The sequence below is a fragment of the Serratia sp. K-E0102 genome, assembly GCF_029962625.1.
GTDB lineage: Bacteria > Pseudomonadota > Gammaproteobacteria > Enterobacterales > Enterobacteriaceae > Serratia > Serratia sarumanii.
In genome coordinates this window covers 4,943,189-4,967,403 of the sequence record NZ_CP124754.1, presented here as the reverse complement: position 1 = coordinate 4,967,403, position 24,215 = coordinate 4,943,189, and the positions used below count along the sequence as shown (strand labels likewise).

General features: G+C 57.8%; 17 protein-coding genes, 4 tRNA genes, 3 rRNA genes and 1 riboswitch. Of the genes, 21 read left to right on the top strand and 3 right to left on the bottom strand.

Annotation, left to right across the window (positions count from 1 at the left end):
• Positions 1 to 85: 85 nt before the first annotated feature.
• Positions 86 to 718: an HTH-type transcriptional repressor FabR gene (fabR, locus tag SSARUM2_RS23435; RefSeq protein WP_004931044.1), complete on the top strand. Its 633-nt coding sequence runs from the start codon at positions 86 to 88 to the stop codon at positions 716 to 718.
• Positions 719 to 733: 15 nt separating this feature from the next.
• Complete coding sequence (locus tag SSARUM2_RS23430) at positions 734 to 1,105, top strand: YijD family membrane protein (protein ID WP_033649905.1); 372 nt, start codon at positions 734 to 736, stop codon at positions 1,103 to 1,105.
• Positions 1,106 to 1,139: 34 nt separating this feature from the next.
• Here the strand turns inward: SSARUM2_RS23430 and trmA are convergent, their stop codons facing one another.
• Positions 1,140 to 2,243 carry a tRNA (uridine(54)-C5)-methyltransferase TrmA gene (gene trmA / locus SSARUM2_RS23425; protein ID WP_060443912.1) on the bottom strand — a complete coding sequence of 368 codons (1,104 nt, stop codon included), beginning with the start codon at positions 2,241 to 2,243 and terminating at the stop codon, positions 1,140 to 1,142.
• Positions 2,244 to 2,365: 122 nt separating this feature from the next.
• A riboswitch (cobalamin riboswitch) is annotated at positions 2,366 to 2,579 on the top strand.
• 68 nt (positions 2,580 to 2,647) lie between these two features.
• Here trmA and btuB point away from each other — a divergent pair.
• The 9 genes from btuB (at position 2,648) to SSARUM2_RS23380 (ending at position 11,140) form a co-directional block, all read left to right on the top strand.
• Positions 2,648 to 4,519 carry a TonB-dependent vitamin B12 receptor BtuB gene (gene btuB / locus SSARUM2_RS23420; RefSeq protein WP_060453255.1) on the top strand — a complete coding sequence of 624 codons (1,872 nt, stop codon included), beginning with the start codon at positions 2,648 to 2,650 and terminating at the stop codon, positions 4,517 to 4,519.
• Positions 4,464 to 5,327 carry a glutamate racemase gene (murI, locus tag SSARUM2_RS23415; RefSeq protein ID WP_049195663.1) on the top strand — a complete coding sequence of 288 codons (864 nt, stop codon included), beginning with the start codon at positions 4,464 to 4,466 and terminating at the stop codon, positions 5,325 to 5,327. The genes btuB and murI overlap by 56 nt, the downstream gene beginning before the upstream one ends.
• A gap of 373 nt (positions 5,328 to 5,700) precedes the next feature.
• A 16S ribosomal RNA gene (locus SSARUM2_RS23410) occupies positions 5,701 to 7,242 on the top strand.
• A gap of 74 nt (positions 7,243 to 7,316) precedes the next feature.
• Positions 7,317 to 7,393: transfer RNA gene (locus SSARUM2_RS23405), tRNA-Ile, on the top strand.
• A gap of 38 nt (positions 7,394 to 7,431) precedes the next feature.
• A tRNA-Ala gene (locus SSARUM2_RS23400) sits at positions 7,432 to 7,507 on the top strand.
• Positions 7,508 to 7,714: 207 nt separating this feature from the next.
• Positions 7,715 to 10,622, top strand: a 23S ribosomal RNA gene (locus SSARUM2_RS23395).
• A 104-nt stretch (positions 10,623 to 10,726) separates the two neighbouring features.
• Positions 10,727 to 10,842: ribosomal RNA gene (gene rrf, locus SSARUM2_RS23390) — 5S ribosomal RNA — on the top strand.
• The 16S, 23S and 5S rRNA genes sit together here with 4 tRNA genes alongside, the layout of an rRNA operon.
• Before the next feature lie 94 nt (positions 10,843 to 10,936).
• Positions 10,937 to 11,013 (top strand) — tRNA-Asp (locus SSARUM2_RS23385).
• A gap of 51 nt (positions 11,014 to 11,064) precedes the next feature.
• Positions 11,065 to 11,140, top strand: a tRNA-Trp gene (locus SSARUM2_RS23380).
• A 261-nt stretch (positions 11,141 to 11,401) separates the two neighbouring features.
• Here the strand turns inward: SSARUM2_RS23380 and hdfR are convergent.
• Complete coding sequence (hdfR, locus tag SSARUM2_RS23375) at positions 11,402 to 12,229, bottom strand: HTH-type transcriptional regulator HdfR (RefSeq protein WP_033649961.1); 828 nt, start codon at positions 12,227 to 12,229, stop codon at positions 11,402 to 11,404.
• Between the two features lie 119 nt (positions 12,230 to 12,348).
• On the opposite strand from hdfR, the gene SSARUM2_RS23370 reads away from it, so the two are divergent.
• Positions 12,349 to 12,687, top strand: a complete 339-nt coding sequence (locus SSARUM2_RS23370; protein WP_004929946.1) for a DUF413 domain-containing protein — start codon at positions 12,349 to 12,351, stop codon at positions 12,685 to 12,687.
• A 27-nt stretch (positions 12,688 to 12,714) separates the two neighbouring features.
• On the opposite strand, the gene SSARUM2_RS23365 is transcribed toward SSARUM2_RS23370, so the two are convergent.
• Entirely contained in the window at positions 12,715 to 14,238 is a 1,524-nt protein-coding gene (locus SSARUM2_RS23365; RefSeq protein WP_060439635.1) for a YifB family Mg chelatase-like AAA ATPase, read from the bottom strand.
• Between the two features lie 341 nt (positions 14,239 to 14,579).
• Here SSARUM2_RS23365 and SSARUM2_RS23360 point away from each other — a divergent pair, with 341 nt between their 5' ends.
• From SSARUM2_RS23360 to SSARUM2_RS23320, 9 genes are all read left to right on the top strand, one after another.
• On the top strand, positions 14,580 to 15,812 hold the full coding sequence (locus tag SSARUM2_RS23360) for an MFS transporter (RefSeq protein WP_060439637.1): 1,233 nt from the start codon (positions 14,580 to 14,582) through the stop codon (positions 15,810 to 15,812).
• Between the two features lie 133 nt (positions 15,813 to 15,945).
• Complete coding sequence (gene ilvL, locus SSARUM2_RS23355; protein ID WP_013814970.1) at positions 15,946 to 16,044, top strand: ilv operon leader peptide; 99 nt, start codon at positions 15,946 to 15,948, stop codon at positions 16,042 to 16,044.
• A 142-nt stretch (positions 16,045 to 16,186) separates the two neighbouring features.
• Entirely contained in the window at positions 16,187 to 17,833 is a 1,647-nt protein-coding gene (gene ilvG, locus SSARUM2_RS23350) for an acetolactate synthase 2 catalytic subunit (protein ID WP_060429273.1), read from the top strand.
• Positions 17,830 to 18,087 (top strand): acetolactate synthase 2 small subunit, encoded by a 258-nt coding sequence (gene ilvM / locus SSARUM2_RS23345; protein WP_004929955.1) that lies wholly within the window; start codon positions 17,830 to 17,832, stop codon positions 18,085 to 18,087. Before ilvG ends, ilvM begins: the two co-directional genes overlap by 4 nt.
• A gap of 23 nt (positions 18,088 to 18,110) precedes the next feature.
• Positions 18,111 to 19,037 carry a branched-chain amino acid transaminase gene (locus SSARUM2_RS23340; RefSeq protein WP_033636413.1) on the top strand — a complete coding sequence of 309 codons (927 nt, stop codon included), beginning with the start codon at positions 18,111 to 18,113 and terminating at the stop codon, positions 19,035 to 19,037.
• Between the two features lie 77 nt (positions 19,038 to 19,114).
• Complete coding sequence (gene ilvD / locus SSARUM2_RS23335; RefSeq protein ID WP_033649965.1) at positions 19,115 to 20,965, top strand: dihydroxy-acid dehydratase; 1,851 nt, start codon at positions 19,115 to 19,117, stop codon at positions 20,963 to 20,965.
• Positions 20,966 to 20,970: 5 nt separating this feature from the next.
• Positions 20,971 to 22,515 (top strand): threonine ammonia-lyase, biosynthetic, encoded by a 1,545-nt coding sequence (gene ilvA, locus SSARUM2_RS23330; RefSeq protein WP_015379394.1) that lies wholly within the window; start codon positions 20,971 to 20,973, stop codon positions 22,513 to 22,515.
• 112 nt (positions 22,516 to 22,627) lie between these two features.
• Positions 22,628 to 23,623: a hypothetical protein gene (locus SSARUM2_RS23325; RefSeq protein ID WP_033654501.1), complete on the top strand. Its 996-nt coding sequence runs from the start codon at positions 22,628 to 22,630 to the stop codon at positions 23,621 to 23,623.
• Positions 23,623 to 24,201, top strand: coding sequence for a hypothetical protein (locus SSARUM2_RS23320; protein WP_049234775.1), 579 nt, complete (start codon positions 23,623 to 23,625; stop codon positions 24,199 to 24,201). Before SSARUM2_RS23325 ends, SSARUM2_RS23320 begins: the two co-directional genes overlap by 1 nt.
• The last annotated feature ends 14 nt before the right edge of the window (positions 24,202 to 24,215 follow it).

The following is a 24,215-nucleotide window of genomic DNA, read 5'->3' as shown; positions in this document are numbered from 1 at the left end:
GTATAAATGCTGTTGCAATAAAATTTGCTATATTGCCGAGTCTAGGGCGTTAGACTGAGAGAATGGAACCTATCCGGATATGCATATGGGCGTCAGAGCACAACAAAAAGAACGGACTCGTCGTTCCCTGATCGAAGCCGCATTCAGCCAGCTGAGCGCCGAACGCAGCTTCGCCAGCCTGAGCCTGCGGGAAGTTTCACGCGAGGCGGGCATCGCGCCCACGTCGTTTTACCGCCATTTCCGCGATGTGGATGAGCTGGGGCTGACCATGGTGGACGAAAGTGGCCTGATGCTGCGTCAGTTGATGCGCCAGGCGCGCCAACGCATCGCCAAGGGCGGCAGCGTGATCCGCACCTCGGTGTCCACCTTTATGGAATTTATCGGCAACAACCCGAACGCCTTCCGCCTGCTGCTGCGCGAGCGCTCCGGCACGTCGGCGGCATTCCGTGCGGCGGTGGCGCGCGAGATCCAGCATTTCATCGCCGAACTGGCGGACTACCTCGAGTTGGAAAACCACATGCCGCGCAGCTTTACCGAAGCGCAGGCGGAAGCGATGGTCACCATCGTGTTCAGCGCCGGCGCGGAAGCGCTGGATATCGACGTCGAGCAGCGGCAGCAGCTGGAAGAGCGGCTGGTGCTGCAGCTGCGGATGATCTCCAAAGGGGCGTATTACTGGTATCGCCGCGAACAAGAAAAAGCTTCTGTGTCCCACGTATAAAAAAGGTAAAAAATGATGGAAAAACCAGGCCGTGAAAATGGCACCTTACTGCTGGCGTTGATTGCCGGCCTTTCGATCAACGGTTCGTTTGCCGCGCTGTTCAGCTCGGTGGTGCCGTTTTCGATCTTCCCGCTGATCGCGTTGGTGCTGGCGGTGTACTGCCTGCATCAGCGTTACCTGAACCGCGCTATGCCGGACGGCATGCCGAAGCTTGCGGCGGCCTGTTTCCTGCTGGGGCTGCTGATGTACAGCGCCATCGTGCGCGCCGAATACCCGCAGATCGGTTCCAACTTCCTGCCGTCGGTGATCTGCGTGGCGCTGGTGCTGTGGATCGGGATGAAACTGAAGGCGCGCAAGGCGCCGGATGCGCCGACTCAAGAGTCGTAATGAAACGGGGCGCCATGATGGCGCCCCTGTCGTATCAGCGGTGCTTTTCCAGCAACACGCCGCATTCCATGTGATGGGTATACGGGAACTGATCGAACAGCGCCAGGCGGCTGACCCGGTGCGTGGCCTGCAGCGCTTCCAGGTTGGCGCACAGCGTTTCCGGATTGCATGAGATATAGAGAATGCGCGGGTAGGCCTGCACCATCTTCACCGTTTCCTCGTCCAGCCCGCTGCGCGGCGGATCGACGAAAATCGTCTCGCAGTTGTAGCCGCTCAGATCGATGCCTTTCAATCGGTTGAATTCGCGCACCCCGTTCATCGCCTGAGTGAAGTCTTCCGCCGCCATGCGAATGATCTGCACGTTGTCGATATGGTTGGCAGCGATGTTGTATTGCGCCGCCGCCACCGACGGTTTGGCGATTTCGGTTGCCAGCACGCGCTCGAAATTGCGCGCCAGCGCCAGCGAGAAGTTGCCGTTGCCGCAATACAGCTCCAGCAAATCGCCTTTGGAACCGGCGGTCACCGCCAGCGCCCATTCCAGCATCTGCACGTTCATGGCCGCGTTGGGCTGAGTAAAGCTGTTTTCCACCTGGCGGTAGATCATGTCGCGGCCGGCGACCGGCAGTACTTCGTCAACATAATCCTGGTCGAGCATGATTTTGGTCTTCGACGCCCGGCCGATCAGCTGCAGGTCGAAACCCTGCGCGCGCAGATCGTCACGCAGCTGCTCGGCGTGCCGTTGCCAAACGTCATCCAGCTTGCGGTGATACAGCAACGAAGCGATGATTTTGCCGCTTTGCGTCGACAGATAATCGATCTGGAACAGCTTGTGACGCAGGATCGGTTCCGGTTTCAGCGCGGCGATCAGGGCGCTCATCAGGCGGTTGATCAGTTCGCTGGCGGCCGGGAACCGATCGACGCGAATACGCTGCTTGGTCTGCTGATCGAACATGATGTGGTACATGTCGTCCGCGTCGTGCCAGATGCGGAATTCGGCGCGCATGCGGTAGTGGTCGACTGGCGAGCGGAACACTTCCGGCTCGGGCGCCGCGAACGGTGACATCAACGTCTTCAGGCGGGCGACTTTCTCCGCCAGTTGGTCATCGTAACGTTCAATAGGCAAATTCTCGGGCGTCATGTGTGTCTTCTCGTCAGGCAAATTTGATCAGCGGGGATTGTAGGGAATCAGCCCGTGAAGTCCAGTTTTGTCGCGTTTATTATTTGTAACATTAGTAGCAGTCTAGACATCTATTTTCATTGATCGTAGCATTGCCGTCCGGCCTCAAGCAGCGAGTGAAAAGGGAATCCGGTGTGAATCCGGAGCTGACGCGCAGCGGTAAGGGGAAGTCACGGCGATAGCGTTTCGACGCAGACACTGTCCATTGCAGGATGGGAAGTCATCGCCCGTTGCCGGTCGCGCCCCGCGGCCTGCAAATCCCAAGCCCGAAGACCTGCCGGTGTTACGTCGCAATGTCCGTGGCCGTCGCGAACTATCGGCCATGATCCTGCGGCATCCGCCAATTAAGTTTGGATGCTTTTCTCATGACAATTACAAAAAATACGCTGCTGGCGGTGGTTTCCTCCGTCACGGCTTTTTCTGGATGGGCGCAAGACAACACCACAACCACGAATGGCGATAACTTGGTGGTGACCGCCAACCGTTTCCCGCAGCCGGTTTCTTCCGTGCTGGCGCCGACTTCCATCGTCACCCGCAACGATATCGATCGCTGGCAGGCCAAGAGCCTGACCGACGTGATGCGCCGCCTGCCGGGCGTGGATGTTGGCCAGAACGGCGGGCTGGGGCAAAAGAGCTCGCTGTTTATTCGCGGCACCAACTCCAGCCACGTGCTGGTGCTAATTGACGGCATTCGCCTTAATCAGGCGGGCGTCAGCGGTTCTTCCGATCTTAGCCAAATCCCAATTTCGCTGGTGCAGAAAGTCGAATACATCCGCGGCCCGCGCTCGGCGGTGTACGGCTCCGACGCCATCGGCGGCGTGGTCAACATCATTACCACCCGCGAAAAGAATGGCACGACGCTTTCCGCCGGCCTCGGCTCCAACGGCTATCAATCCTATGACGCGTCGACCCAACAGCAGCTGGGCGACAGCACCGTGGCGACGGTGGCGGGCGACTACACCTATACCAAAGGGTATGACGTGGTGGCCTATGGCAGTACCGGTATGCAAAGCCAGCAGGATCGCGATGGTTTTATGAGTAAATCACTGTATGGTGCGCTTGAGCATCAGTTCAGCGAATCGGTCAGCGGTTTTGTACGTGGGTATGGCTACGACAACCGCACGGCGTACGATAGTTACTATTCCTCTCCGGCCAGCTCTCTGCTCGATACTCGCAAGCTGTACAGCCAAACCTGGGATACCGGATTGCGTTATAAAGAAGGCATTTACGCAACACAATTGACCGGCAGCTACAGCCATAGCAAGGATTACGATTACGATCCTCGCCGCGGTATGCATGACAGCTCGGCCAGCCTGGTGGATTCCGAACAGTACAACCTGCAGTGGGGCAATACGCTGCAGGTTGGACAGGGTACCGTAAGCTCTGGCGTCGACTGGCAGCAACAGAAAATCAAACCGGACTCCACCACCGTAAAGGGTGAAAAAAGCCAACGTGATGCAGGCATCTATCTGACCGCGCAGCAACTGGTTGGCCCGGTGACGCTGGAAGGCGCGGTTCGGGGTGACGATCATTCCGAGTTTGGCTGGCACGGCACCTGGCAAACCAGCGCGGCCTGGGAGTTCGTCGAGGGATACCGTTTTATCGCGTCGTATGGCACGGCGTTCAAAGCACCCAATATGAGCCAGCTATACGGCAACTTTGGCAATAACACCGATCTGAAGCCGGAAGAAAGCAAGCAGTGGGAAGGCGGTTTTGAAGGGCTGACCGGGCCGGTGACCTGGCGCATCTCCGGTTATCGCAACGACATCGACAATTTGATCGATTCCACGGGGGAAACCAACTACGTCTATTACAACGTGGGTAAAGCGACCATCAAAGGGATTGAAGCGACGGCGTCTTTTGATACCGGCCCGCTGACGCACCAGATTGGTTACGATTATGTCGATCCGCGTAACGCAAAAACTCACGAAGTGCTGCTGCGCCGCGCCAAACAGCAGGTGAAATATGAGCTGGACTGGCAGCTGTATGACTTTGACTGGGCGGTGACTTATCAATATCTGGGTCAACGTTATGACAAGGACTACAGTACCTATCCGGAGCAGAGCGTGAAACTCGGCGGCGTGAGCCTGTGGGATCTCGCAGTTTCGTATCCGGTCACATCTCATCTGACAGTTCGTGGTAGAATTGCCAACCTGTTTGATAAAGATTATGAGACGGCCTATGGCTACGCTACTCCAGGAAGAGAATACTACCTCACTGGAAGCTATACCTTCTAACAGCACCGCCACACCTCGCCCGACGGTGCTGGTTTTCGATTCCGGCGTCGGCGGGCTGTCGGTATATCAGGAGATTCGGCAGTTGCTGCCGGATCTCCACTATATATACGCTTTCGACAACGTGGCGTTCCCCTACGGCGAGAAGTCCGAAGAGTTTATCGTTGAGCGCGTGATGGAGATTGTCGGCGCAGTGCAGCAGCGGCATCCTCTGGCGATTGTCGTCATTGCCTGCAACACCGCCAGCACCGTTTCCTTGCCGGCCCTGCGCGAGCGTTTCAGCTTCCCGGTCGTGGGCGTGGTGCCCGCCATCAAGCCTGCCGCCCGTCTTACCGTTAACGGCATCGTCGGCCTGTTGGCGACCCGTGGCACCGTACAGCGCAGCTACACCCACGAACTGATTTCCCGTTTCGCTACCGACTGCAAGATTGAACTGCTGGGCTCTTCAGAGCTGGTGGAGCTGGCGGAGGCCAAGCTGCACGGCGAAGCCGTGCCGTTGCCGGTACTGAAGAAGATCCTGCATCCGTGGCTGAGCATGCGCGAGCCGCCGGATACCGTCGTGCTTGGCTGCACCCATTTCCCTCTATTAGCTGAAGAGCTGATGCAGGTGTTGCCGGAAGGCACCCGGCTGGTGGATTCCGGCGCGGCGATTGCCCGTCGTACCGCCTGGCTCATCTCGACGCAGGAAAATCTGGTCTCGAGCCAGGAAGAGAATCTGGCCTATTGCATGGCGTTGAATGAAGATACTGACGCTTTATTGCCCGTTTTGCAGATCTACGGCTTTAAATCGTTGAAAAAACTGCCGCTTTAACGGTGTTTTGGTTAAACATTCAACGGTCGGAAAAAATATTGAAAATAGGGGTTGCGGCCTGCCGAGAACTCCCTATAATGCGCCTCCACTGACCGGGAACAACGACTGACAAGCCGCCGGGTCAGCGAGAAGACAGCGAAATAAACGCTTGACTCTCCGGGCTAAAAGCGTAATATACGCAGCCCGCGCCGATGAGTTTCTCGGCACTGCTCTTTAACAATTTATCAGACAATCTGTGTGGGCACTCCACAAGACGATATCCAGCATCTTCGGATGCAAAAAAATATCAAGTCTTGAAGAGTGACTAACTGAAGTAAAATTCATGCAGTAAATCTTTGAGCATCGCTTCTCGAGTGGAAGCACATCAAGCTTTTAATTGAAGAGTTTGATCATGGCTCAGATTGAACGCTGGCGGCAGGCTTAACACATGCAAGTCGAGCGGTAGCACAAGGGAGCTTGCTCCCCGGGTGACGAGCGGCGGACGGGTGAGTAATGTCTGGGAAACTGCCTGATGGAGGGGGATAACTACTGGAAACGGTAGCTAATACCGCATAACGTCGCAAGACCAAAGAGGGGGACCTTCGGGCCTCTTGCCATCAGATGTGCCCAGATGGGATTAGCTAGTAGGTGGGGTAATGGCTCACCTAGGCGACGATCCCTAGCTGGTCTGAGAGGATGACCAGCCACACTGGAACTGAGACACGGTCCAGACTCCTACGGGAGGCAGCAGTGGGGAATATTGCACAATGGGCGCAAGCCTGATGCAGCCATGCCGCGTGTGTGAAGAAGGCCTTCGGGTTGTAAAGCACTTTCAGCGAGGAGGAAGGTGGTGAACTTAATACGTTCATCAATTGACGTTACTCGCAGAAGAAGCACCGGCTAACTCCGTGCCAGCAGCCGCGGTAATACGGAGGGTGCAAGCGTTAATCGGAATTACTGGGCGTAAAGCGCACGCAGGCGGTTTGTTAAGTCAGATGTGAAATCCCCGGGCTCAACCTGGGAACTGCATTTGAAACTGGCAAGCTAGAGTCTCGTAGAGGGGGGTAGAATTCCAGGTGTAGCGGTGAAATGCGTAGAGATCTGGAGGAATACCGGTGGCGAAGGCGGCCCCCTGGACGAAGACTGACGCTCAGGTGCGAAAGCGTGGGGAGCAAACAGGATTAGATACCCTGGTAGTCCACGCTGTAAACGATGTCGATTTGGAGGTTGTGCCCTTGAGGCGTGGCTTCCGGAGCTAACGCGTTAAATCGACCGCCTGGGGAGTACGGCCGCAAGGTTAAAACTCAAATGAATTGACGGGGGCCCGCACAAGCGGTGGAGCATGTGGTTTAATTCGATGCAACGCGAAGAACCTTACCTACTCTTGACATCCAGAGAACTTTCCAGAGATGGATTGGTGCCTTCGGGAACTCTGAGACAGGTGCTGCATGGCTGTCGTCAGCTCGTGTTGTGAAATGTTGGGTTAAGTCCCGCAACGAGCGCAACCCTTATCCTTTGTTGCCAGCGGTTCGGCCGGGAACTCAAAGGAGACTGCCAGTGATAAACTGGAGGAAGGTGGGGATGACGTCAAGTCATCATGGCCCTTACGAGTAGGGCTACACACGTGCTACAATGGCATATACAAAGAGAAGCGACCTCGCGAGAGCAAGCGGACCTCATAAAGTATGTCGTAGTCCGGATTGGAGTCTGCAACTCGACTCCATGAAGTCGGAATCGCTAGTAATCGTAGATCAGAATGCTACGGTGAATACGTTCCCGGGCCTTGTACACACCGCCCGTCACACCATGGGAGTGGGTTGCAAAAGAAGTAGGTAGCTTAACCTTCGGGAGGGCGCTTACCACTTTGTGATTCATGACTGGGGTGAAGTCGTAACAAGGTAACCGTAGGGGAACCTGCGGTTGGATCACCTCCTTACCTAAAGATATTAGTTCGCGTGGCGTGCTCACACAGATTGTCTGATAGAAAGTAACGAGCAGAAATACCTTTATAGGCTTGTAGCTCAGGTGGTTAGAGCGCACCCCTGATAAGGGTGAGGTCGGTGGTTCAAGTCCACTCAGGCCTACCACTTCTCGGAAGTGGAAAAGGTACTGCGCGTGACTGTATGGGGCTATAGCTCAGCTGGGAGAGCGCCTGCCTTGCACGCAGGAGGTCAGCGGTTCGATCCCGCTTAGCTCCACCATATAGTCCGGTATTTCACTACTTCAGAGTATATTGGAAACAGTATGCTGCGAAGTATTTTGCTCTTTAACAATCTGGAACAAGCTGAAAATTGAAACATGACGGCTGAAATTTATCCCTCCGTAGAAGTACTGGGATAAAGAGTAACCTGTCATAGAGTCTCTCAAATGTTTGCAGCGCGAACGATGGAAACATCTTCGGGTTGTGAGGTTAAGTGACTAAGCGTACACGGTGGATGCCTAGGCAGTCAGAGGCGATGAAGGGCGTGCTAATCTGCGAAAAGCGTCGGTAAGGTGATATGAACCGTTACAACCGGCGATACCCGAATGGGGAAACCCAGTGTGTTTCGACACACTATCATGTCATGAATACATAGTGGCATGAGGCGAACCGGGGGAACTGAAACATCTAAGTACCCCGAGGAAAAGAAATCAACCGAGATTCCCCCAGTAGCGGCGAGCGAACGGGGAGGAGCCCAGAACCTGAATCGGCTTGTGTGTTAGTGGAAGCGTCTGGAAAGTCGCGCAGCAAAGGGTGATAGCCCCGTACACTAAAATGCACAGGTCGTGAGTTCGATGAGTAGGGCGGGACACGTGACATCCTGTCTGAATATGGGGGGACCATCCTCCAAGGCTAAATACTCCTGACTGACCGATAGTGAACCAGTACCGTGAGGGAAAGGCGAAAAGAACCCCGGCGAGGGGAGTGAAATAGAACCTGAAACCGTGTACGTACAAGCAGTGGGAGCACCTTCGTGGTGTGACTGCGTACCTTTTGTATAATGGGTCAGCGACTTATATTTTGTAGCAAGGTTAACCGTATAGGGGAGCCGTAGGGAAACCGAGTCTTAACTGGGCGATTAGTTGCAAGGTATAGACCCGAAACCCGGTGATCTAGCCATGGGCAGGTTGAAGGTTGGGTAACACTAACTGGAGGACCGAACCGACTAATGTTGAAAAATTAGCGGATGACTTGTGGCTGGGGGTGAAAGGCCAATCAAACCGGGAGATAGCTGGTTCTCCCCGAAAGCTATTTAGGTAGCGCCTCGTGAACTCATCTTCGGGGGTAGAGCACTGTTTCGGCTAGGGGGCCATCCCGGCTTACCAAACCGATGCAAACTCCGAATACCGAAGAATGTTATCACGGGAGACACACGGCGGGTGCTAACGTCCGTCGTGAAGAGGGAAACAACCCAGACCGCCAGCTAAGGTCCCAAAGTCATGGTTAAGTGGGAAACGATGTGGGAAGGCACAGACAGCCAGGATGTTGGCTTAGAAGCAGCCATCATTTAAAGAAAGCGTAATAGCTCACTGGTCGAGTCGGCCTGCGCGGAAGATGTAACGGGGCTAAACCATGCACCGAAGCTGCGGCAGCGACGCTTAGGCGTTGTTGGGTAGGGGAGCGTTCTGTAAGCCGTTGAAGGTGGCCTGTGAGGGTTGCTGGAGGTATCAGAAGTGCGAATGCTGACATAAGTAACGATAAAGCGGGTGAAAAGCCCGCTCGCCGGAAGACCAAGGGTTCCTGTCCAACGTTAATCGGGGCAGGGTGAGTCGACCCCTAAGGCGAGGCTGAAAAGCGTAGTCGATGGGAAACAGGTTAATATTCCTGTACTTGGTGTTACTGCGAAGGGGGGACGGAGAAGGCTAGGCTGGCCGGGCGACGGTTGTCCCGGTTTAAGCGTGTAGGGGGTGTGACCTGGTAAATCCGGTTGCATATCAACCCTGAGGCGTGATGACGATGCACTACGGTGCAGAAGTAGTTGATGCCCTGCTTCCAGGAAAATCCTCTAAGCTCCAGGTAACATTAAATCGTACCCCAAACCGACACAGGTGGTCAGGTAGAGAATACCAAGGCGCTTGAGAGAACTCGGGTGAAGGAACTAGGCAAAATGGTGCCGTAACTTCGGGAGAAGGCACGCTGGCATGTAGGTGAAGTCCCTCGCGGATGGAGCTGAAGCCAGTCGAAGATACCAGCTGGCTGCAACTGTTTAATAAAAACACAGCACTGTGCAAACACGAAAGTGGACGTATACGGTGTGACGCCTGCCCGGTGCTGGAAGGTTAATTGATGGGGTCAGCCGCAAGGCGAAGCTCTTGATCGAAGCCCCAGTAAACGGCGGCCGTAACTATAACGGTCCTAAGGTAGCGAAATTCCTTGTCGGGTAAGTTCCGACCTGCACGAATGGCGTAATGATGGCCAGGCTGTCTCCACCCGAGACTCAGTGAAATTGAACTCGCTGTGAAGATGCAGTGTACCCGCGGCAAGACGGAAAGACCCCGTGAACCTTTACTATAGCTTGACACTGAACATTGAGCCTTGATGTGTAGGATAGGTGGGAGGCTTTGAAGCGTGGACGCCAGTCTGCGTGGAGCCATCCTTGAAATACCACCCTTTAATGTTTGATGTTCTAACTCGGCCCCATAATCTGGGGTGAGGACAGTGTCTGGTGGGTAGTTTGACTGGGGCGGTCTCCTCCCAAAGAGTAACGGAGGAGCACGAAGGTTAGCTAATCACGGTCGGACATCGTGAGGTTAGTGCAAAGGCATAAGCTAGCTTGACTGCGAGAGTGACGGCTCGAGCAGGTACGAAAGTAGGTCTTAGTGATCCGGTGGTTCTGAATGGAAGGGCCATCGCTCAACGGATAAAAGGTACTCCGGGGATAACAGGCTGATACCGCCCAAGAGTTCATATCGACGGCGGTGTTTGGCACCTCGATGTCGGCTCATCACATCCTGGGGCTGAAGTAGGTCCCAAGGGTATGGCTGTTCGCCATTTAAAGTGGTACGCGAGCTGGGTTTAGAACGTCGTGAGACAGTTCGGTCCCTATCTGCCGTGGGCGTTGGAAGATTGAGAGGGGTTGCTCCTAGTACGAGAGGACCGGAGTGAACGCACCACTGGTGTTCGGGTTGTCATGCCAATGGCATTGCCCGGTAGCTAAGTGCGGAAAAGATAAGCGCTGAAAGCATCTAAGCGCGAAACTTGCCTCAAGATGAGTCTTCCCTTGGACTTTGAGTCCACTGAAGGAACGTTTAAGACTAAGACGTTGATAGGCTGGGTGTGTAAGTGCAGCGATGCATTGAGCTAACCAGTACTAATGATCCGTGAGGCTTAACCTTACAACACCGAAGGTGTTTTAGAGACGAAGAGATTTTCAGCGAAGTTCCGAGATTGGTTCTGATGGCGACACGAAAGTGAAGCGGTTGGAATGAAACAGAATTTGCCTGGCGGCAATAGCGCGGTGGTCCCACCTGACCCCATGCCGAACTCAGAAGTGAAACGCCGTAGCGCCGATGGTAGTGTGGGGTCTCCCCATGCGAGAGTAGGACACTGCCAGGCATCAAACAAACGTTATCAGCGTGACGACTGGTAATGCGCAAATCGCAGCGCGCGATATTGCCGGCATCGAAAGATGCAACGTAAAAGAATCGGTGGAGCGGTAGTTCAGTTGGTTAGAATACCTGCCTGTCACGCAGGGGGTCGCGGGTTCGAGCCCCGTCCGTTCCGCCACTTATTTAATTATGCCTGCTTTATTAGCAGGCATAATGTTAAGCGAGATTTAGGGGCGTAGCTCAGTTGGTAGAGCACCGGTCTCCAAAACCGGGTGTCGCGAGTTCGAGTCTCTCCGCCCCTGCCATATTAAGAACCCTTTGCGAAAGCAAAGGGTTTTTTTTTGCCTATCATTTTTCTTCCTTACCGCTTTGGAATAGAGCGCTTTTGACGTTATATGCCGATGTTTGCCCGATCCTGGTTGCTTCATGTTCCTCCGAACTCTATCCTGCCGGCCTCCTGATTCTTATCTCGTTTTGCATTATCTTCTCTCAGAAGGCGATGAGCGCGTTTTGGTATGATAGACAGGCATGACCACGATGACGGCGTTTAAGGCCGCCATAACGCTTTAGGCTGCGGTATTTAAAGGTATTTTAAGTAATTGCCGAATCAAAGGCTGTTGATCGCTGTTTTGCAACCAGACGGCATACAGTGGGCGGATAATCGGCGGGATCTCGGTGGCGGCCACCAACTGTGGATACTCTTTTTCCCACTGGCTGGGCAGGAAAGCACATCCACCCGTGGTTTCCAACAGCTGACGCGTCAGGTGAGCGGAGGTGGTAGTAAGCACCGGCACGTTATCACCTTCCAGTATGCGGCTTTCCTGTTGGTGGAAGTCGGCTCCCCATTCCAGCTTGATGTAGGGCATGGGGGCCTGTTTGTCACGATGCGCGGATGAGAACAGGCGTAATGAGAAATTGCTCAGTTGCTGGCTGGCCAATTCATCCATCTTAGGCGGTTCAGTGGTGATCAGTAAATCGAGCTGCCTTTCATGCAGTTGTTTTACCAAAGAGTGCCTTAATGCCACCCTGGCTTCTAGCTGCAGCGCTTCGCGTTGTTGATAGAGCGCCTGTAGCCAAGGGGTCAGATAGGCTTCCCACAGCGAAGCGGTAGCGCCGATCGACAACTCGGTGTGTTGCAGCGAACGCACGACCTCCTTTTTCGCCAGCTGCCAGGTGTTCATCAGGCTCTCGGCATAGGGCAGAAGCCGCTCACCAGCAGGCGTCAGGCGGATATTATTGCGATGACGGGTAAATAAATTGGCGCCCAGCTGGTTTTCTAACTGACGGATGCGGAAACTGACCGCGGACTGCGTTAAGTACAAAGATTCTGCGGCTCTGCCAAAGTGACGCGTTCTACTGACCTCCAAAAAGGTTTTCAGTAATTCGGTATCCACACCTATCTCCAAAAAAATTTGTCGTTAAGATTTAAATGTTTTGTTTTACACGCTGTCAAGCCTATCTAATACTCCGCGCCATAAACAGCACGGCCATAAGAGAATTAGGAGCGTGTCAGATGGCGGATAGCTTCACCACGACCAATCGTTTTTTTGATAATAAACATTACCCTCGCGGGTTCTCCCGTCACGGCGATTTCACCATTAAAGAGGCGCAATTGCTAGAGCGCTTCGGCTACGCGTTTAACGAGCTGGACTCGGGCAAACGCCAGCCGGCCACTGAAGAAGAACAACTGTTCGTCGCAGTGTGCCGCGGTGAGCGCGAAGCGGCTACCGAACAGGAAAAAGTATGGGCTAAATATCTGGCGCGCACACGTCGCCCGAAGAAATTCCATACTCTGTCCGGCGGTAAACCGCAGGCTGACGCAGTAGAAGATTACAGCGACAGCGAAGACTAAATACGATGGGGCCTGCGGGCCCCATTTTCATTCCAGACTACGATGCAGTTGTAACAGCAGGCGGTCCATGCTGCGATAGCCCAGTGCTTCGCTGAGGTGGCGCCTGTCGAGCTCAGCATCTCCCGCCAAATCCGCCAGCGTGCGCGCCACTTTCAAGATGCGCTGCCAGGCGCGAACCGATAACCCCAGCGCGTTTAATGTCGCCTCCAAAAACTCGGCGTCTGCCGCCTGCAGAACGCAATCCCGTTCCACTTCGCGGTTGCTCAGCAGCGCGTTGACTTTACCGGCGCGTTCAAGTTGCCGGGCGCGTGCCAGCAGCACTCTTTTCCGCACTTGTTCGCTGCTTTCTCCGTGTGTTTTCCGATGACTGAGTGTTCCCGGCGGCAACAACGGCACTTCGATAGACAGATCGAAACGGTCGAGAAAAGGCCCTGACAGCCGGGCCAGATAGCGCAACACCTGCTGCGGTGAGGCGCGATTGTGCAACCCCTGATAGTGCCCCGTCGGGCTGGGGTTCATTGCCGCGATCAGCTGCACTCTGGCGGGGAAACAGACCTTGGCGTTGGCGCGTGAAATCACGATCTCGCCGGATTCCAACGGCTCACGCAGCGCATCCAGTACCTTACGCTCGAATTCCGGCAGTTCATCCAGAAACAGCACGCCGTTATGCGCCATCGAGATCTCGCCCGGTCGCGGCAGTGAGCCGCCGCCGACCAATGCCGCCATCGAGGCGCTGTGGTGCGGTGCGCGAAACGGCCTCTGGCGCCATGGTAGGGCAGCGGGAATGTGATGCTGCAAGCTGGCGACCGCTAGACTTTCCAGCGCCTCAGGCTCCGTGAGCGGTGGCAGTAGGCCCGTGAGGCGGCTGGCCAGCATGGTTTTACCGGTGCCCGGGGGCCCAATCAGCAATAGGTTATGCCCGCCGGCGGCGGCGATCTCCAGTGCCCGCTTGGCCTGCTCCTGGCCGATGATATCGCGCAGATCGGCGCTGTCGCAGGCGGTGTCCGCAGCGGGAGGCGTGGCCGCCACCGGCAGTTCGCCCTGGCCGAGCAGAAAGGCGCAGACTTCCAACAGGTGCCGGGCGGTATGGGAGTGCGACTGCGCGATCAGGCCGACTTCGGCGGCGTTGTCCGTTGAGAGAATCAGTTGCCGCCCGGCATCAGCCGCCGCCAGCGCCGCCGGGATCGCGCCCCTGACCGCGCGCAGTGAGCCGGACAGCGCGAGCTCGCCAAGAAACTCGTAGCGCGCCAACGGTGCGAGGGGCAATTGCTCGGAGGCGGCGAGGATCGCCAGCGCTATCGGCAGATCGTAACGCCCGCCTTCTTTCGGCAGATCGGCGGGCGCCAAATTGACGGTGATGCGCCGGGCGGGAAAGGTGAAACCGTTATTGATCAGGGCGCTGCGCACCCGATCGCGCGCCTCTTTTACCGTGGTTTCCGGCAGGCCGACCAGCGTCAGGCCGGGCAGGCCATTGCTGATATGCACCTCCACCGTCACGGAAGGGGCCTGAACGCCGATGATGGCGCGGCTATAGATTACCGCCAGTGACATATCGCTCTCCTTGCTGAGGGCGACATGATGCGTGATTCATCTGGGTATTGCGCGGCGTTATTGGTGGTTTTTCGATGCATTTAGCAGAGTAATCGCTGATTTTCATCGAAATAAATGAGGTTGTGCGAGCCGCCTCGCAACCTGCGGCAATACCCATTAACAATTCGCTGAAGGCTGCAACATATTAGCGGCCCATACGCATTGCAACCATAGGGTTAACGGGTGTATTTAACAATTGATTAAAAGAAAAATCACTTATTTAACAAACCCCGACCGCCGCCGCATTCTGCCCGGCAGCCGCTAAACCTCCTGACTTCGTACTCTACGGTAGGGATAACACTATGTTTGGTTGGACCCCGCTGCAACGCAACGCGGCAATCGCCAGCTTTTCAAGCTGGACGCTCGACGCTTTCGATTTTTTCGTGCTGGTATTCTTACTCAGTGACATCGCGCAATCCTTTCACGTCGGTCTGGAACAGGTGACGTTGGCGATTCTGCTCACGCTGGCGGTGCGCCCGATTGGCGCGCTGATCTTCGGGCGGGCGGCGGAAAAATATGGCCGCAAGCCGATCCTGATGCTGAATATCGTCTTCTTCTCGGTGTTTGAGCTGCTCTCCGCCGCCGCGCCCTCGCTGATGGTCTTCTTGCTGTTGCGGGTGTTGTACGGCGTTGCGATGGGCGGCATCTGGGGCGTGGCGTCGTCGTTGGCGATGGAAACCATACCGGACCGCTCGCGCGGCCTGATGTCGGGCATTTTCCAGGCCGGCTATCCGTTCGGTTATCTGCTGGCGGCGGTGGTGTACGGCCTGCTGTTCGAAACGGTCGGCTGGCGCGGCATGTTTGTCATCGGCGCGGCGCCGATCCTGCTGCTGCCGTTTATTTATTATTGTGTGCAGGAGTCGCCGGTGTGGCTGGCGGCGCGTGAACGCAAGGAAAGCTCTGCCTTGCTGCCGGTGTTGAAGAGCCACTGGAAGCTGTGCTGCTATTTGGTGCTGCTGATGGCGGCGTTCAATTTCTTCTCCCACGGCACGCAGGATCTGTATCCGGCGTTTCTGAACGTTCAGCATGGTTTCGATCCAAAAACCGTCAGTATCATCGCCATTAGCTACAATATTGCGTCAATTATCGGCGGCGTTTTCTTCGGTTCGTTGTCGGAAAAGATCGGCCGCAAAAAAGCGATCATCATCGCCGCGTTGCTGGCGCTGCCGGTGATCCCGCTGTGGGCATTTTCCAGCGGTTCGCTGATGTTGGGGATCGGCGCTTTCCTGATGCAGTTCATGGTGCAGGGCGCCTGGGGCGTGGTGCCGACCTACCTGACTGAGCTGGTGCCGGCCAACACCCGCGCGGTGCTGCCGGGGTTCGTGTACCAGTTGGGTAACCTGATCGCCTCGGTCAACGCCACGCTGCAAGCCACCATCGCCGAGCATCATGGGCATAATTACGGCCTGGCGATGGCGATCGTCGCCGGTACGGTGGCGGTGGCGATCGCCCTGTTGGTGTTCTTCGGCAAGGATACGCGTGGTAAGGCGATCACCGACGCGGTGAAAAATCCGGGCGTGCGCGCCAACGTGTGAAATCCGGGCGATTCGCGTGAGGTATGACCAGATTGCGCCGAATAATAACGCAAAAAAAGTGTTGTCATGCCGCGCGCGACTATGGTACCTCTGTAAGCATTAGTTCTGAATGAGCACAGTGAACAAACCCATTATGAAAGCCTTTGCCCAAGTGATTAGCCTAGTCGTGATTAGCGTGGTGGTGATTATTATCCCACCGTGCGGGGCTGCACTTGGACGAAGAAAGGCTTAGCAAACAAGCCGGAATCGCAAGAGAACCCCCGCACCGTCAGGTCCGGGGGTTTTTTATTGGCAAGAGAAAAGTGGAGCAAGGGTCATAACATGAAAAACAGAACAAAATCCTGCAGTTGTCGAAGTAAGGCGGGGAAATAACTATGAATGGCGCTCAGTGGGTAGTTCAAGCGTTGCGTGCGCAGGGTGTGGATACCGTATTCGGCTATCCGGGCGGGGCAATCATGCCGGTGTACGATGCGCTGTACGACGGCGGCGTGGAACACCTGCTGTGCCGCCATGAACAGGGCGCCGCGATGGCCGCCATCGGCTACGCCCGCGCCACCGGCAAAGTCGGCGTTTGCATCGCCACTTCCGGCCCCGGCGCCACCAACCTGATCACCGGCCTGGCTGATGCGCTGCTCGATTCCGTTCCCGTTGTCGCCATCACCGGTCAGGTGGGTTCCGCGCTGATCGGCACCGATGCCTTTCAGGAGATCGATGTTCTCGGCCTGTCCTTGGCCTGCACCAAACACAGCTTCCTGGTGGAATCGCTGGACGCGCTGCCGGGCATCATGGCGGAAGCCTTCGCCATCGCCGCCGGTGGCCGCCCTGGCCCGGTGCTGATCGATATCCCGAAAGACATCCAGCTGGCGCAGGGCGACTTGCACCCGCATCTGATACCGGTCGATGAAGTGCCGGCATTCCCGGCGGCGGCGTTGGCGGAGGCGGCCGAGCTGCTGGCGCAGGCGCACAAACCGATGCTGTACGTCGGCGGCGGCGTGGGCATGGCGCAGGCGGTGCCGGCGCTGCGCGAGTTCATCGCCGTGACCCGCATGCCGAACGTCGCCACCCTGAAGGGGCTGGGCGCGCCGGATGCGCAAGATCCGCTGTACCTCGGCATGTTGGGCATGCACGGCACCAAGGCTGCCAACCTGGCGGTGCAGGAGTGCGATCTGCTGATTGCCGTCGGCGCGCGTTTCGATGACCGCGTGACCGGCAAACTGAACGCCTTCGCACCGCACGCCAAAGTGATCCACATGGATATCGACCCGGCGGAAATGAGCAAGCTGCGCCAGGCGCATGTGGCCCTGCAGGGCGATCTGAAAGCGTTGCTGCCGGCGTTGCAGCGCCCGCTGAACATCGCCCCCTGGCAGCAGCAGGTGACGGCGCTGAAAGCCGACCACGCCTGTCGCTACGATCACCCCGGCCAGCCGATCTACGCGCCGCTGTTCTTGCGCCAGCTGTCCGCCCGCAAGCCGGCCAACAGCGTAGTGACTACCGACGTGGGCCAGCACCAGATGTGGAGCGCGCAGCACATGACGTTCGAACGCCCGGAGAATTTCATCACCTCCAGCGGCCTCGGCACCATGGGGTTCGGCGTGCCGGCGGCAGTAGGGGCCCAGATCGCGCGCCCGCAAGATACGGTGATCTGCGTCTCGGGCGATGGCTCCTTCATGATGAACGTGCAGGAACTGGGCACCATCAAGCGCAAACAGCTGCCGCTGAAGATCGTGCTGCTGGACAACCAGCGCCTCGGAATGGTGCGTCAATGGCAGCAGTTGTTCTTCGACGGCCGCTACAGTGAAACCAACCTGTCCGATAACCCCGACTTCCTGATGCTGGCCGCCGCCTTCGGCATTCCCGGCCAGCGCATCAGCCGCAAGGATCAGGTGGAGGGCGCGCTCGAGGCGCTGTTCAACACCGCAGGCCCTTATCTGCTGCAGGTCTCTATCGACGAACTCGAAAACGTCTGGCCGCTGGTGCCGCCGGGCGCCGGCAACGAAACCATGTTGGAGGAAATATCATGATGCAGCATCAACTCTCGATCCAGGCGCGTTTTCGCCCCGAAATGTTAGAGCGCGTATTGCGGGTCGTGCGTCATCGCGGCTTTCAGGTTTGTGCTATGAATATGGTTTCCCCGGCCAACGCCGACAGCATCAATATCGAATTGACCGTTGCCAGCCCGCGTCCGGTTGCCCTGTTGTCATCTCAATTAAGCAAACTGATGGACGTCTCCTGCGTCGAGATCCAGCAGCCAACATCACAACAAATACGCGCCTGAGGCGCCGAGAAGGATAAATAACAATGACAAAGAAAGCCGATTACATTTGGTTCAATGGTGAGATGGTTCCCTGGGCCGAGGCCAAAGTGCACGTGATGTCGCACGCGCTGCATTACGGCACGTCGGTATTTGAGGGGGTGCGCTGCTACGACTCGCACTTGGGGCCGGTAGTGTTCCGTCATCGCGAGCATATGCAGCGCCTGCACGATTCGGCGAAAATCTACCGCATGCCGGTTTCGCAAAGCGTTGACGAACTGATGGAAGCCTGCCGCGCCACGTTGCGCAAGAACAACCTGGTCAGCGCGTACATCCGCCCGCTGGTGTTCGTCGGCGATGTCGGCATGGGCGTCAACCCGCCGGCCGGTTACAAAACGGACGTGATTATCGCGGCGTTTCCTTGGGGCGCTTATCTGGGTGAAGAAGCGCTGGATCAAGGCATCGACGCGATGGTCTCCTCCTGGCACCGCGTCGCACCAAACACCATCCCCACCGCGGCCAAGGCCGGCGGCAACTATCTTTCCTCTCTGCTGGTGGGCAGCGAAGCGCGTCGCCACGGCTATCAGGAAGGCATTGCGCTCGACGTGCACGGCTACATTTCCGAAGGGGCGGGCGAGAACCTGTTTGAAGTGAAAGACGGCGTGATTTACACCCCGCCGTTCACCTCTTCGGCGCTGCCGGGCATCACCCGCGACGCGATCATCAAGCTGGCGAAAGACATGGGCTTCGAAGTGCGTGAGCAGGTGCTGTCGCGCGAATCGCTGTACCTGGCCGACGAAGTGTTCATGTCCGGCACCGCGGCGGAAATCACGCCGGTGCGCAGCGTGGACGGCATTCAGGTCGGCATCGGCAAATGCGGCCCGGTGACCAAACAGATCCAGCAGGCGTTCTTCGGCCTGTTCAGCGGCAAGACAGAAGACAAATACGGCTGGCTGGATCCGGTCAATCCGTAACGACAAGACAGACAAGATAAGAATATCCAGGCGGTTCGTTCGCCGCCTGTCATAAATACATTTGGAGTGAAAAGAGCATGCCTAAGTACCGTTCCGCCACCACCACCCACGGCCGCAATATGGCGGGTGCCCGCGCATTGTGGCGCGCGACCGGGATGACCGACGCCGATTTCGGCAAGCCGATCATCGCCGTGGTCAACTCCTTTACCCAGTTCGTGCCGGGCCACGTGCATCTGCGCGATCTGGGCAAACTGGTCGCCGAACAGATCGAAGCCTCCGGCGGCGTGGCCAAAGAGTTCAACACCATCGCGGTGGATGACGGCATCGCCATGGGCCACGGCGGCATGCTCTATTCCCTGCCGTCGCGCGAACTGATCGCCGACTCGGTCGAATACATGGTGAATGCCCACTGCGCCGACGCGATGGTGTGCATCTCCAACTGCGACAAGATCACCCCGGGCATGCTGATGGCGGCGTTGCGCCTGAATATCCCGGTGATCTTCGTCTCCGGCGGCCCGATGGAAGCCGGCAAGACCAAACTCTCCAACCAGATCATCAAGCTGGATCTGGTGGATGCGATGATCCAGGGAGCGAACCCGAACGTCAGCGACGCCGACAGCGAGCAGATCGAGCGTTCCGCCTGCCCGACCTGCGGTTCCTGCTCCGGCATGTTCACCGCCAACTCGATGAACTGCCTGACCGAAGCGCTGGGCCTGTCGCAGCCGGGCAACGGCTCGCTGCTGGCCACCCACGCCGATCGCAAAGCGCTGTTCCTCAACGCCGGCAAGCGCATCGTCGAGCTGACCAAACGCTATTACGAGCAGGACGACGAGAGCGCGCTGCCGCGCAATATCGCCAACAAGGCGGCGTTTGAGAACGCCATGACGCTGGACATCGCCATGGGCGGCTCGACCAACACCGTGCTGCACCTGCTGGCTTCGGCACAGGAAGGCGAGGTGGACTTCACCATGGAAGACATCGACCGCCTGTCGCGCAAAGTGCCGCACCTGTGCAAGGTGGCGCCGAGCACGCAGAAATACCATATGGAAGACGTGCACCGCGCCGGCGGCGTAATCGGCATCCTCGGCGAGCTGGATCGCGCCGGTTTGCTGAACCGCGAGGTGAACAACGTGCTGGGGCTGACCCTGCCGCAGACGCTGGAAGCCTACGACGTGATGCTGACCCGCGACGAAAGCGTCAAGAAAATGTACTCCGCCGGGCCGGCCGGTATCCGCACCACGCAGGCATTCTCTCAGGACTGCCGCTGGGATTCGCTGGACACCGACCGCAAGGAGGGCTGCATCCGCACCCGTGAGCACGCCTACAGTCAGGACGGCGGGCTGGCGGTGCTGTACGGCAACCTGGCGGAAAATGGCTGCATCGTCAAAACCGCCGGCGTAGACAAGGAAATCCTCACCTTCCGCGGCCCGGCCAAAGTCTATGAAAGCCAGGATGATGCGGTAGAAGCTATCCTCGGCGGCAAAGTGGTGGCGGGCGACGTGGTCGTTATCCGTTACGAAGGGCCGAAAGGCGGGCCGGGCATGCAGGAAATGCTTTACCCAACCACGTATCTGAAATCGATGGGGCTGGGCAAGGCGTGTGCGCTGATCACCGACGGGCGTTTTTCCGGCGGCACCTCCGGGCTGTCCATCGGCCACGCCTCGCCGGAGGCGGCCAACGGCGGCCTGATCGCCCTGGTGCAGGACGGCGACATGATCGCGATCGACATTCCGCATCGCGGCATCCAGCTGGACGTCAGCGAGCAGGAGCTGGCGGCGCGGCATGAGGCGGAACTGGCGCGCGGCGATGCGGCCTGGACGCCGAAAAACCGTGAACGTCAGGTGTCCTTCGCGCTGCGCGCTTACGCCTCGTTGGCCACCAGCGCCGACAAAGGCGCGGTGCGCGACAAGAGCAAACTGGGGGGATAAGCAGTATGGCGGTCTCTCAACCCCTACCCAGCGCCCCCTGCGGCGCGGAATATCTGCGAGCGGTACTGCGCTCGCCGGTCTACGAGGTGGCGCAGGTCACCCCGTTGCAGGCCATGAGCAAAATCTCTTCGCGCCTCGGCAACACCATTTTGGTGAAGCGCGAAGATCGCCAGCCGGTGCACAGCTTCAAGCTGCGCGGGGCCTATGCGATGATCGCCGGGCTGGACGAAGAGCAGAAGGCGCGCGGCGTCGTAACGGCTTCGGCCGGCAACCACGCGCAGGGCGTCGCCTTCTCCGGTAAACGGCTGGGGATCAAAACGCTGATCGTGATGCCGGTGTCCACCGCGGACATCAAGGTGGATGCGGTGCGCGGTTTCGGCGGCGAAGTGCTGCTGCACGGCGCCAATTTCGACGAGGCCAAGGCGAAGGCGATCGAGCTTTCCCAACAGCAAGGAATGACCTTCGTGCCGCCGTTCGATCATCCGACGGTGATCGCCGGGCAGGGCACGCTGGCGATGGAGCTGCTGCAGCAAGACGCGCATCTGGATCGGGTCTTCGTGCCGGTCGGCGGCGGCGGCCTGGCCGCCGGGGTGGCGGTGCTGATCAAGCAGCTGATGCCGCAGATCAAAGTGATTGGCGTCGAAGCGGAAGACTCCGCCTGCCTGCGCGCGGCGCTGGATGCCGGCCATCCGGTGGATCTGGCGCGCGTCGGGCTGTTCGCTGAAGGCGTGGCGGTGAAGCGCATCGGCGACGAAACCTTCCGCCTGTGCCGTGAGTATCTGGACGACGTGATCACCGTGGACAGCGACGCCATCTGCGCGGCGGTCAAAGATCTGTTCGAGGACGTGCGCGCCATTGCCGAACCTTCCGGCGCGCTGGCGCTGGCGGGGCTGAAAAAGTACGTGCAGCAGCACAACATTCAGGGCGAGCGTCTGGCGCACGTGCTGTCCGGCGCCAACCTCAACTTCCACGGGCTGCGCTACGTTTCCGAACGTTGCGAACTGGGCGAACAACGCGAAGCGCTGTTGGCGGTAACCATTCCGGAACAGCAGGGCAGCTTCCTCAAGTTCTGCCAACTGCTGGGCGGCCGCTCGGTGACCGAATTCAACTACCGCTACGCCGATGCCGATAACGCCTGCATTTTCGTCGGCGTGCGTCTGACGCGCGGCCACGCAGAACGGCGGGAGATCATCGACGAACTCAACGCCGACGGTTATCAGGTGGTGGATCTGTCGGACGACGAGATGGCCAAGCTGCACGTGCGCTACATGGTGGGTGGGCGTCCGTCGAAGCCGCTGCGCGAACGGCTGTACAGCTTTGAGTTTCCGGAGTCGCCGGGCGCGCTGCTGAAGTTCTTGCAGACGCTGGGCACGCACTGGAACATTTCGCTGTTCCACTATCGCAGCCACGGCACCGACTTCGGCCGGGTGCTGGCGGCCTTCGAGCTGGCGCAAAGCGAGCCGGAATTCGAGCGTCACCTGCAGGCGCTGGGCTACGATTGTCACGACGAAACCGACAACCCGGCGTTCCGCTTCTTTTTGCAGGGGTGAGTCGGATTGATAAGCAACCGTGACGCGTTAGTCAGTTTATGGGTTGCATGGTTGTGATTTTGTCGTGCATTTTTATACTGCCAAGACTTCTGACGTATAGGGATGCACGACAATGAAAACCGCTTTTTCTACGCCGTTCGGTTCCCCCGAAGACGATTTGACCAACGCCGAGTTTGCCCGCCTGTTGGGCAATACCGGCGTACAAGAATTCTATCGCGATATTAATCTGCAAGCCTTGCAGGACTCGCTGGACTGCAGCCTCGCCTTTCATGGCGTGGGCATTATTTTTTCCGACGGGCAGAACTCATTTTTAGTCCGCCCGACGCAGCACACCGGTTACTCAAACGCTTCGCAGGTTACCCACGTGGTCATCAGCAAAACGGTGGCTCATACTTCACGCGTTGCCGCGACCAATACGCTGTCGGAAGCGTTGAGCAAACCCAGCGTCAGCAAAGAGTTGGCCTCGGCCGCGCTGTCATGCGGAACGCTGCTGGTATCGGTATTTTTACTGGCGTCGGGCAGCGTCGCCGTGCCGTTTACCGGCGGCACCAGCTCGGCGGTGGCTTATCTGGGTTATGCCGGCATGGCTGCCAGCGCGTTGCAGTGCGGCAATGGGCTGTACCGCGTCAACAAGCTTTATGACGGGAAAGGCGATGAACTGGCTCAGCTCGACTCAGAACAGTGGTATATCGCTACCAGTACCGTGCTCGATGTGATCTCGCTGGCCAGTGCCGGGGCTGCCCTGAAGGAAGCGACGATGACCTACCGCGCCATGCGCCGCATTTCGGCGCGCAAGGCGACGGAATGGCTGAAAAGCATGCCCCGTAGCGAAAGGAAGCGGCTGACCGAAAATATCATTCGGGCGGAAAATCCGGGAATTTCCAATAACGTCTTGAAAGAGATGGTGAAGAACGGCTTATACCCGAAGCGCTACCCGACGGAAGCGATCCAAAACGGGCTGCGCCAGCAATTGCATTCGGCGCTCAATAACTCATTGACGTTCGTGGGCAGCGGCATCAGCGGCACCCTGTCTGCGCCGGTGAATGTGAAAACCACCGGGCAGTATTTTGTGGGCATTATGCAGAAATTGCCGCAGATGGTGAGGTAATGGCGGACTGGATGATTAAACGCCTGATCGCGCAGGGCCGGGAGATGGAACGCCAAATCGCGGCGCGCGATGGCGCGCTTTTCGCCGGTGTGGATGCGCAGCTCGAGCAGCATTTCCTGACGCCGGGCCAGCGGCTGTCGCCGCCGGGCGTCGGCAATGTCATGTTGCTGATGGTTTGCCTGACGCTGGGGCTGGCGGGCGTGATGGGCCTGGCCACGGACGTGGCGGCCGCCTGGAGCGGCAAGACTTCCGCCGCCGTTCTCATGGGCAGCGGCGCGATCGTGGCGGTGTGGATGACGTTGATCCTGTTCCAACTGGTGCAGGGTAAAAACAGCGGGGTGGTATTGCTGCAATATTACCTTGGCATGCTCGGCCTGTTTTGCCTTGGCGCCGCGGCGGCGTGGGCGGCGGGGATGACCGGCATCGCCACTGTCGCCATGCTGCTGGGGGGCGTGGTTGGCGGGGCGCTATTCAGCAACCGGGCGGCGTTCTATCTCTATGTCGCTTATTTTCGCACGCGTCGGCGCGTATTTATCAAACGCCGTTGGCAGAGAGAAGATCTGCGCAACACCCGATAAACCGTCAGAACGGA

Coding starts and splice junctions, on each gene's coding strand:
- fabR (WP_004931044.1), top strand. CDS start 86: ATGGGCGTCAGAGCACAACAAAAAGAACGGACTCGTCGTTCCCTGATC.
- SSARUM2_RS23430 (WP_033649905.1), top strand. CDS start 734: ATGGAAAAACCAGGCCGTGAAAATGGCACCTTACTGCTGGCGTTGATT.
- ilvG (WP_060429273.1), top strand. CDS start 16,187: ATGAATGGCGCTCAGTGGGTAGTTCAAGCGTTGCGTGCGCAGGGTGTG.
- trmA (WP_060443912.1), bottom strand. CDS start 2,243: ATGACGCCCGAGAATTTGCCTATTGAACGTTACGATGACCAACTGGCG.
- SSARUM2_RS23365 (WP_060439635.1), bottom strand. CDS start 14,238: ATGTCACTGGCGGTAATCTATAGCCGCGCCATCATCGGCGTTCAGGCC.
- ilvA (WP_015379394.1), top strand. CDS start 20,971: ATGGCGGTCTCTCAACCCCTACCCAGCGCCCCCTGCGGCGCGGAATAT.
- btuB (WP_060453255.1), top strand. CDS start 2,648: ATGACAATTACAAAAAATACGCTGCTGGCGGTGGTTTCCTCCGTCACG.
- ilvD (WP_033649965.1), top strand. CDS start 19,115: ATGCCTAAGTACCGTTCCGCCACCACCACCCACGGCCGCAATATGGCG.
- ilvM (WP_004929955.1), top strand. CDS start 17,830: ATGATGCAGCATCAACTCTCGATCCAGGCGCGTTTTCGCCCCGAAATG.
- ilvL (WP_013814970.1), top strand. CDS start 15,946: ATGAAAGCCTTTGCCCAAGTGATTAGCCTAGTCGTGATTAGCGTGGTG.
- SSARUM2_RS23340 (WP_033636413.1), top strand. CDS start 18,111: ATGACAAAGAAAGCCGATTACATTTGGTTCAATGGTGAGATGGTTCCC.
- SSARUM2_RS23360 (WP_060439637.1), top strand. CDS start 14,580: ATGTTTGGTTGGACCCCGCTGCAACGCAACGCGGCAATCGCCAGCTTT.
- SSARUM2_RS23325 (WP_033654501.1), top strand. CDS start 22,628: ATGAAAACCGCTTTTTCTACGCCGTTCGGTTCCCCCGAAGACGATTTG.
- SSARUM2_RS23320 (WP_049234775.1), top strand. CDS start 23,623: ATGGCGGACTGGATGATTAAACGCCTGATCGCGCAGGGCCGGGAGATG.
- SSARUM2_RS23370 (WP_004929946.1), top strand. CDS start 12,349: ATGGCGGATAGCTTCACCACGACCAATCGTTTTTTTGATAATAAACAT.
- murI (WP_049195663.1), top strand. CDS start 4,464: ATGGCTACGCTACTCCAGGAAGAGAATACTACCTCACTGGAAGCTATA.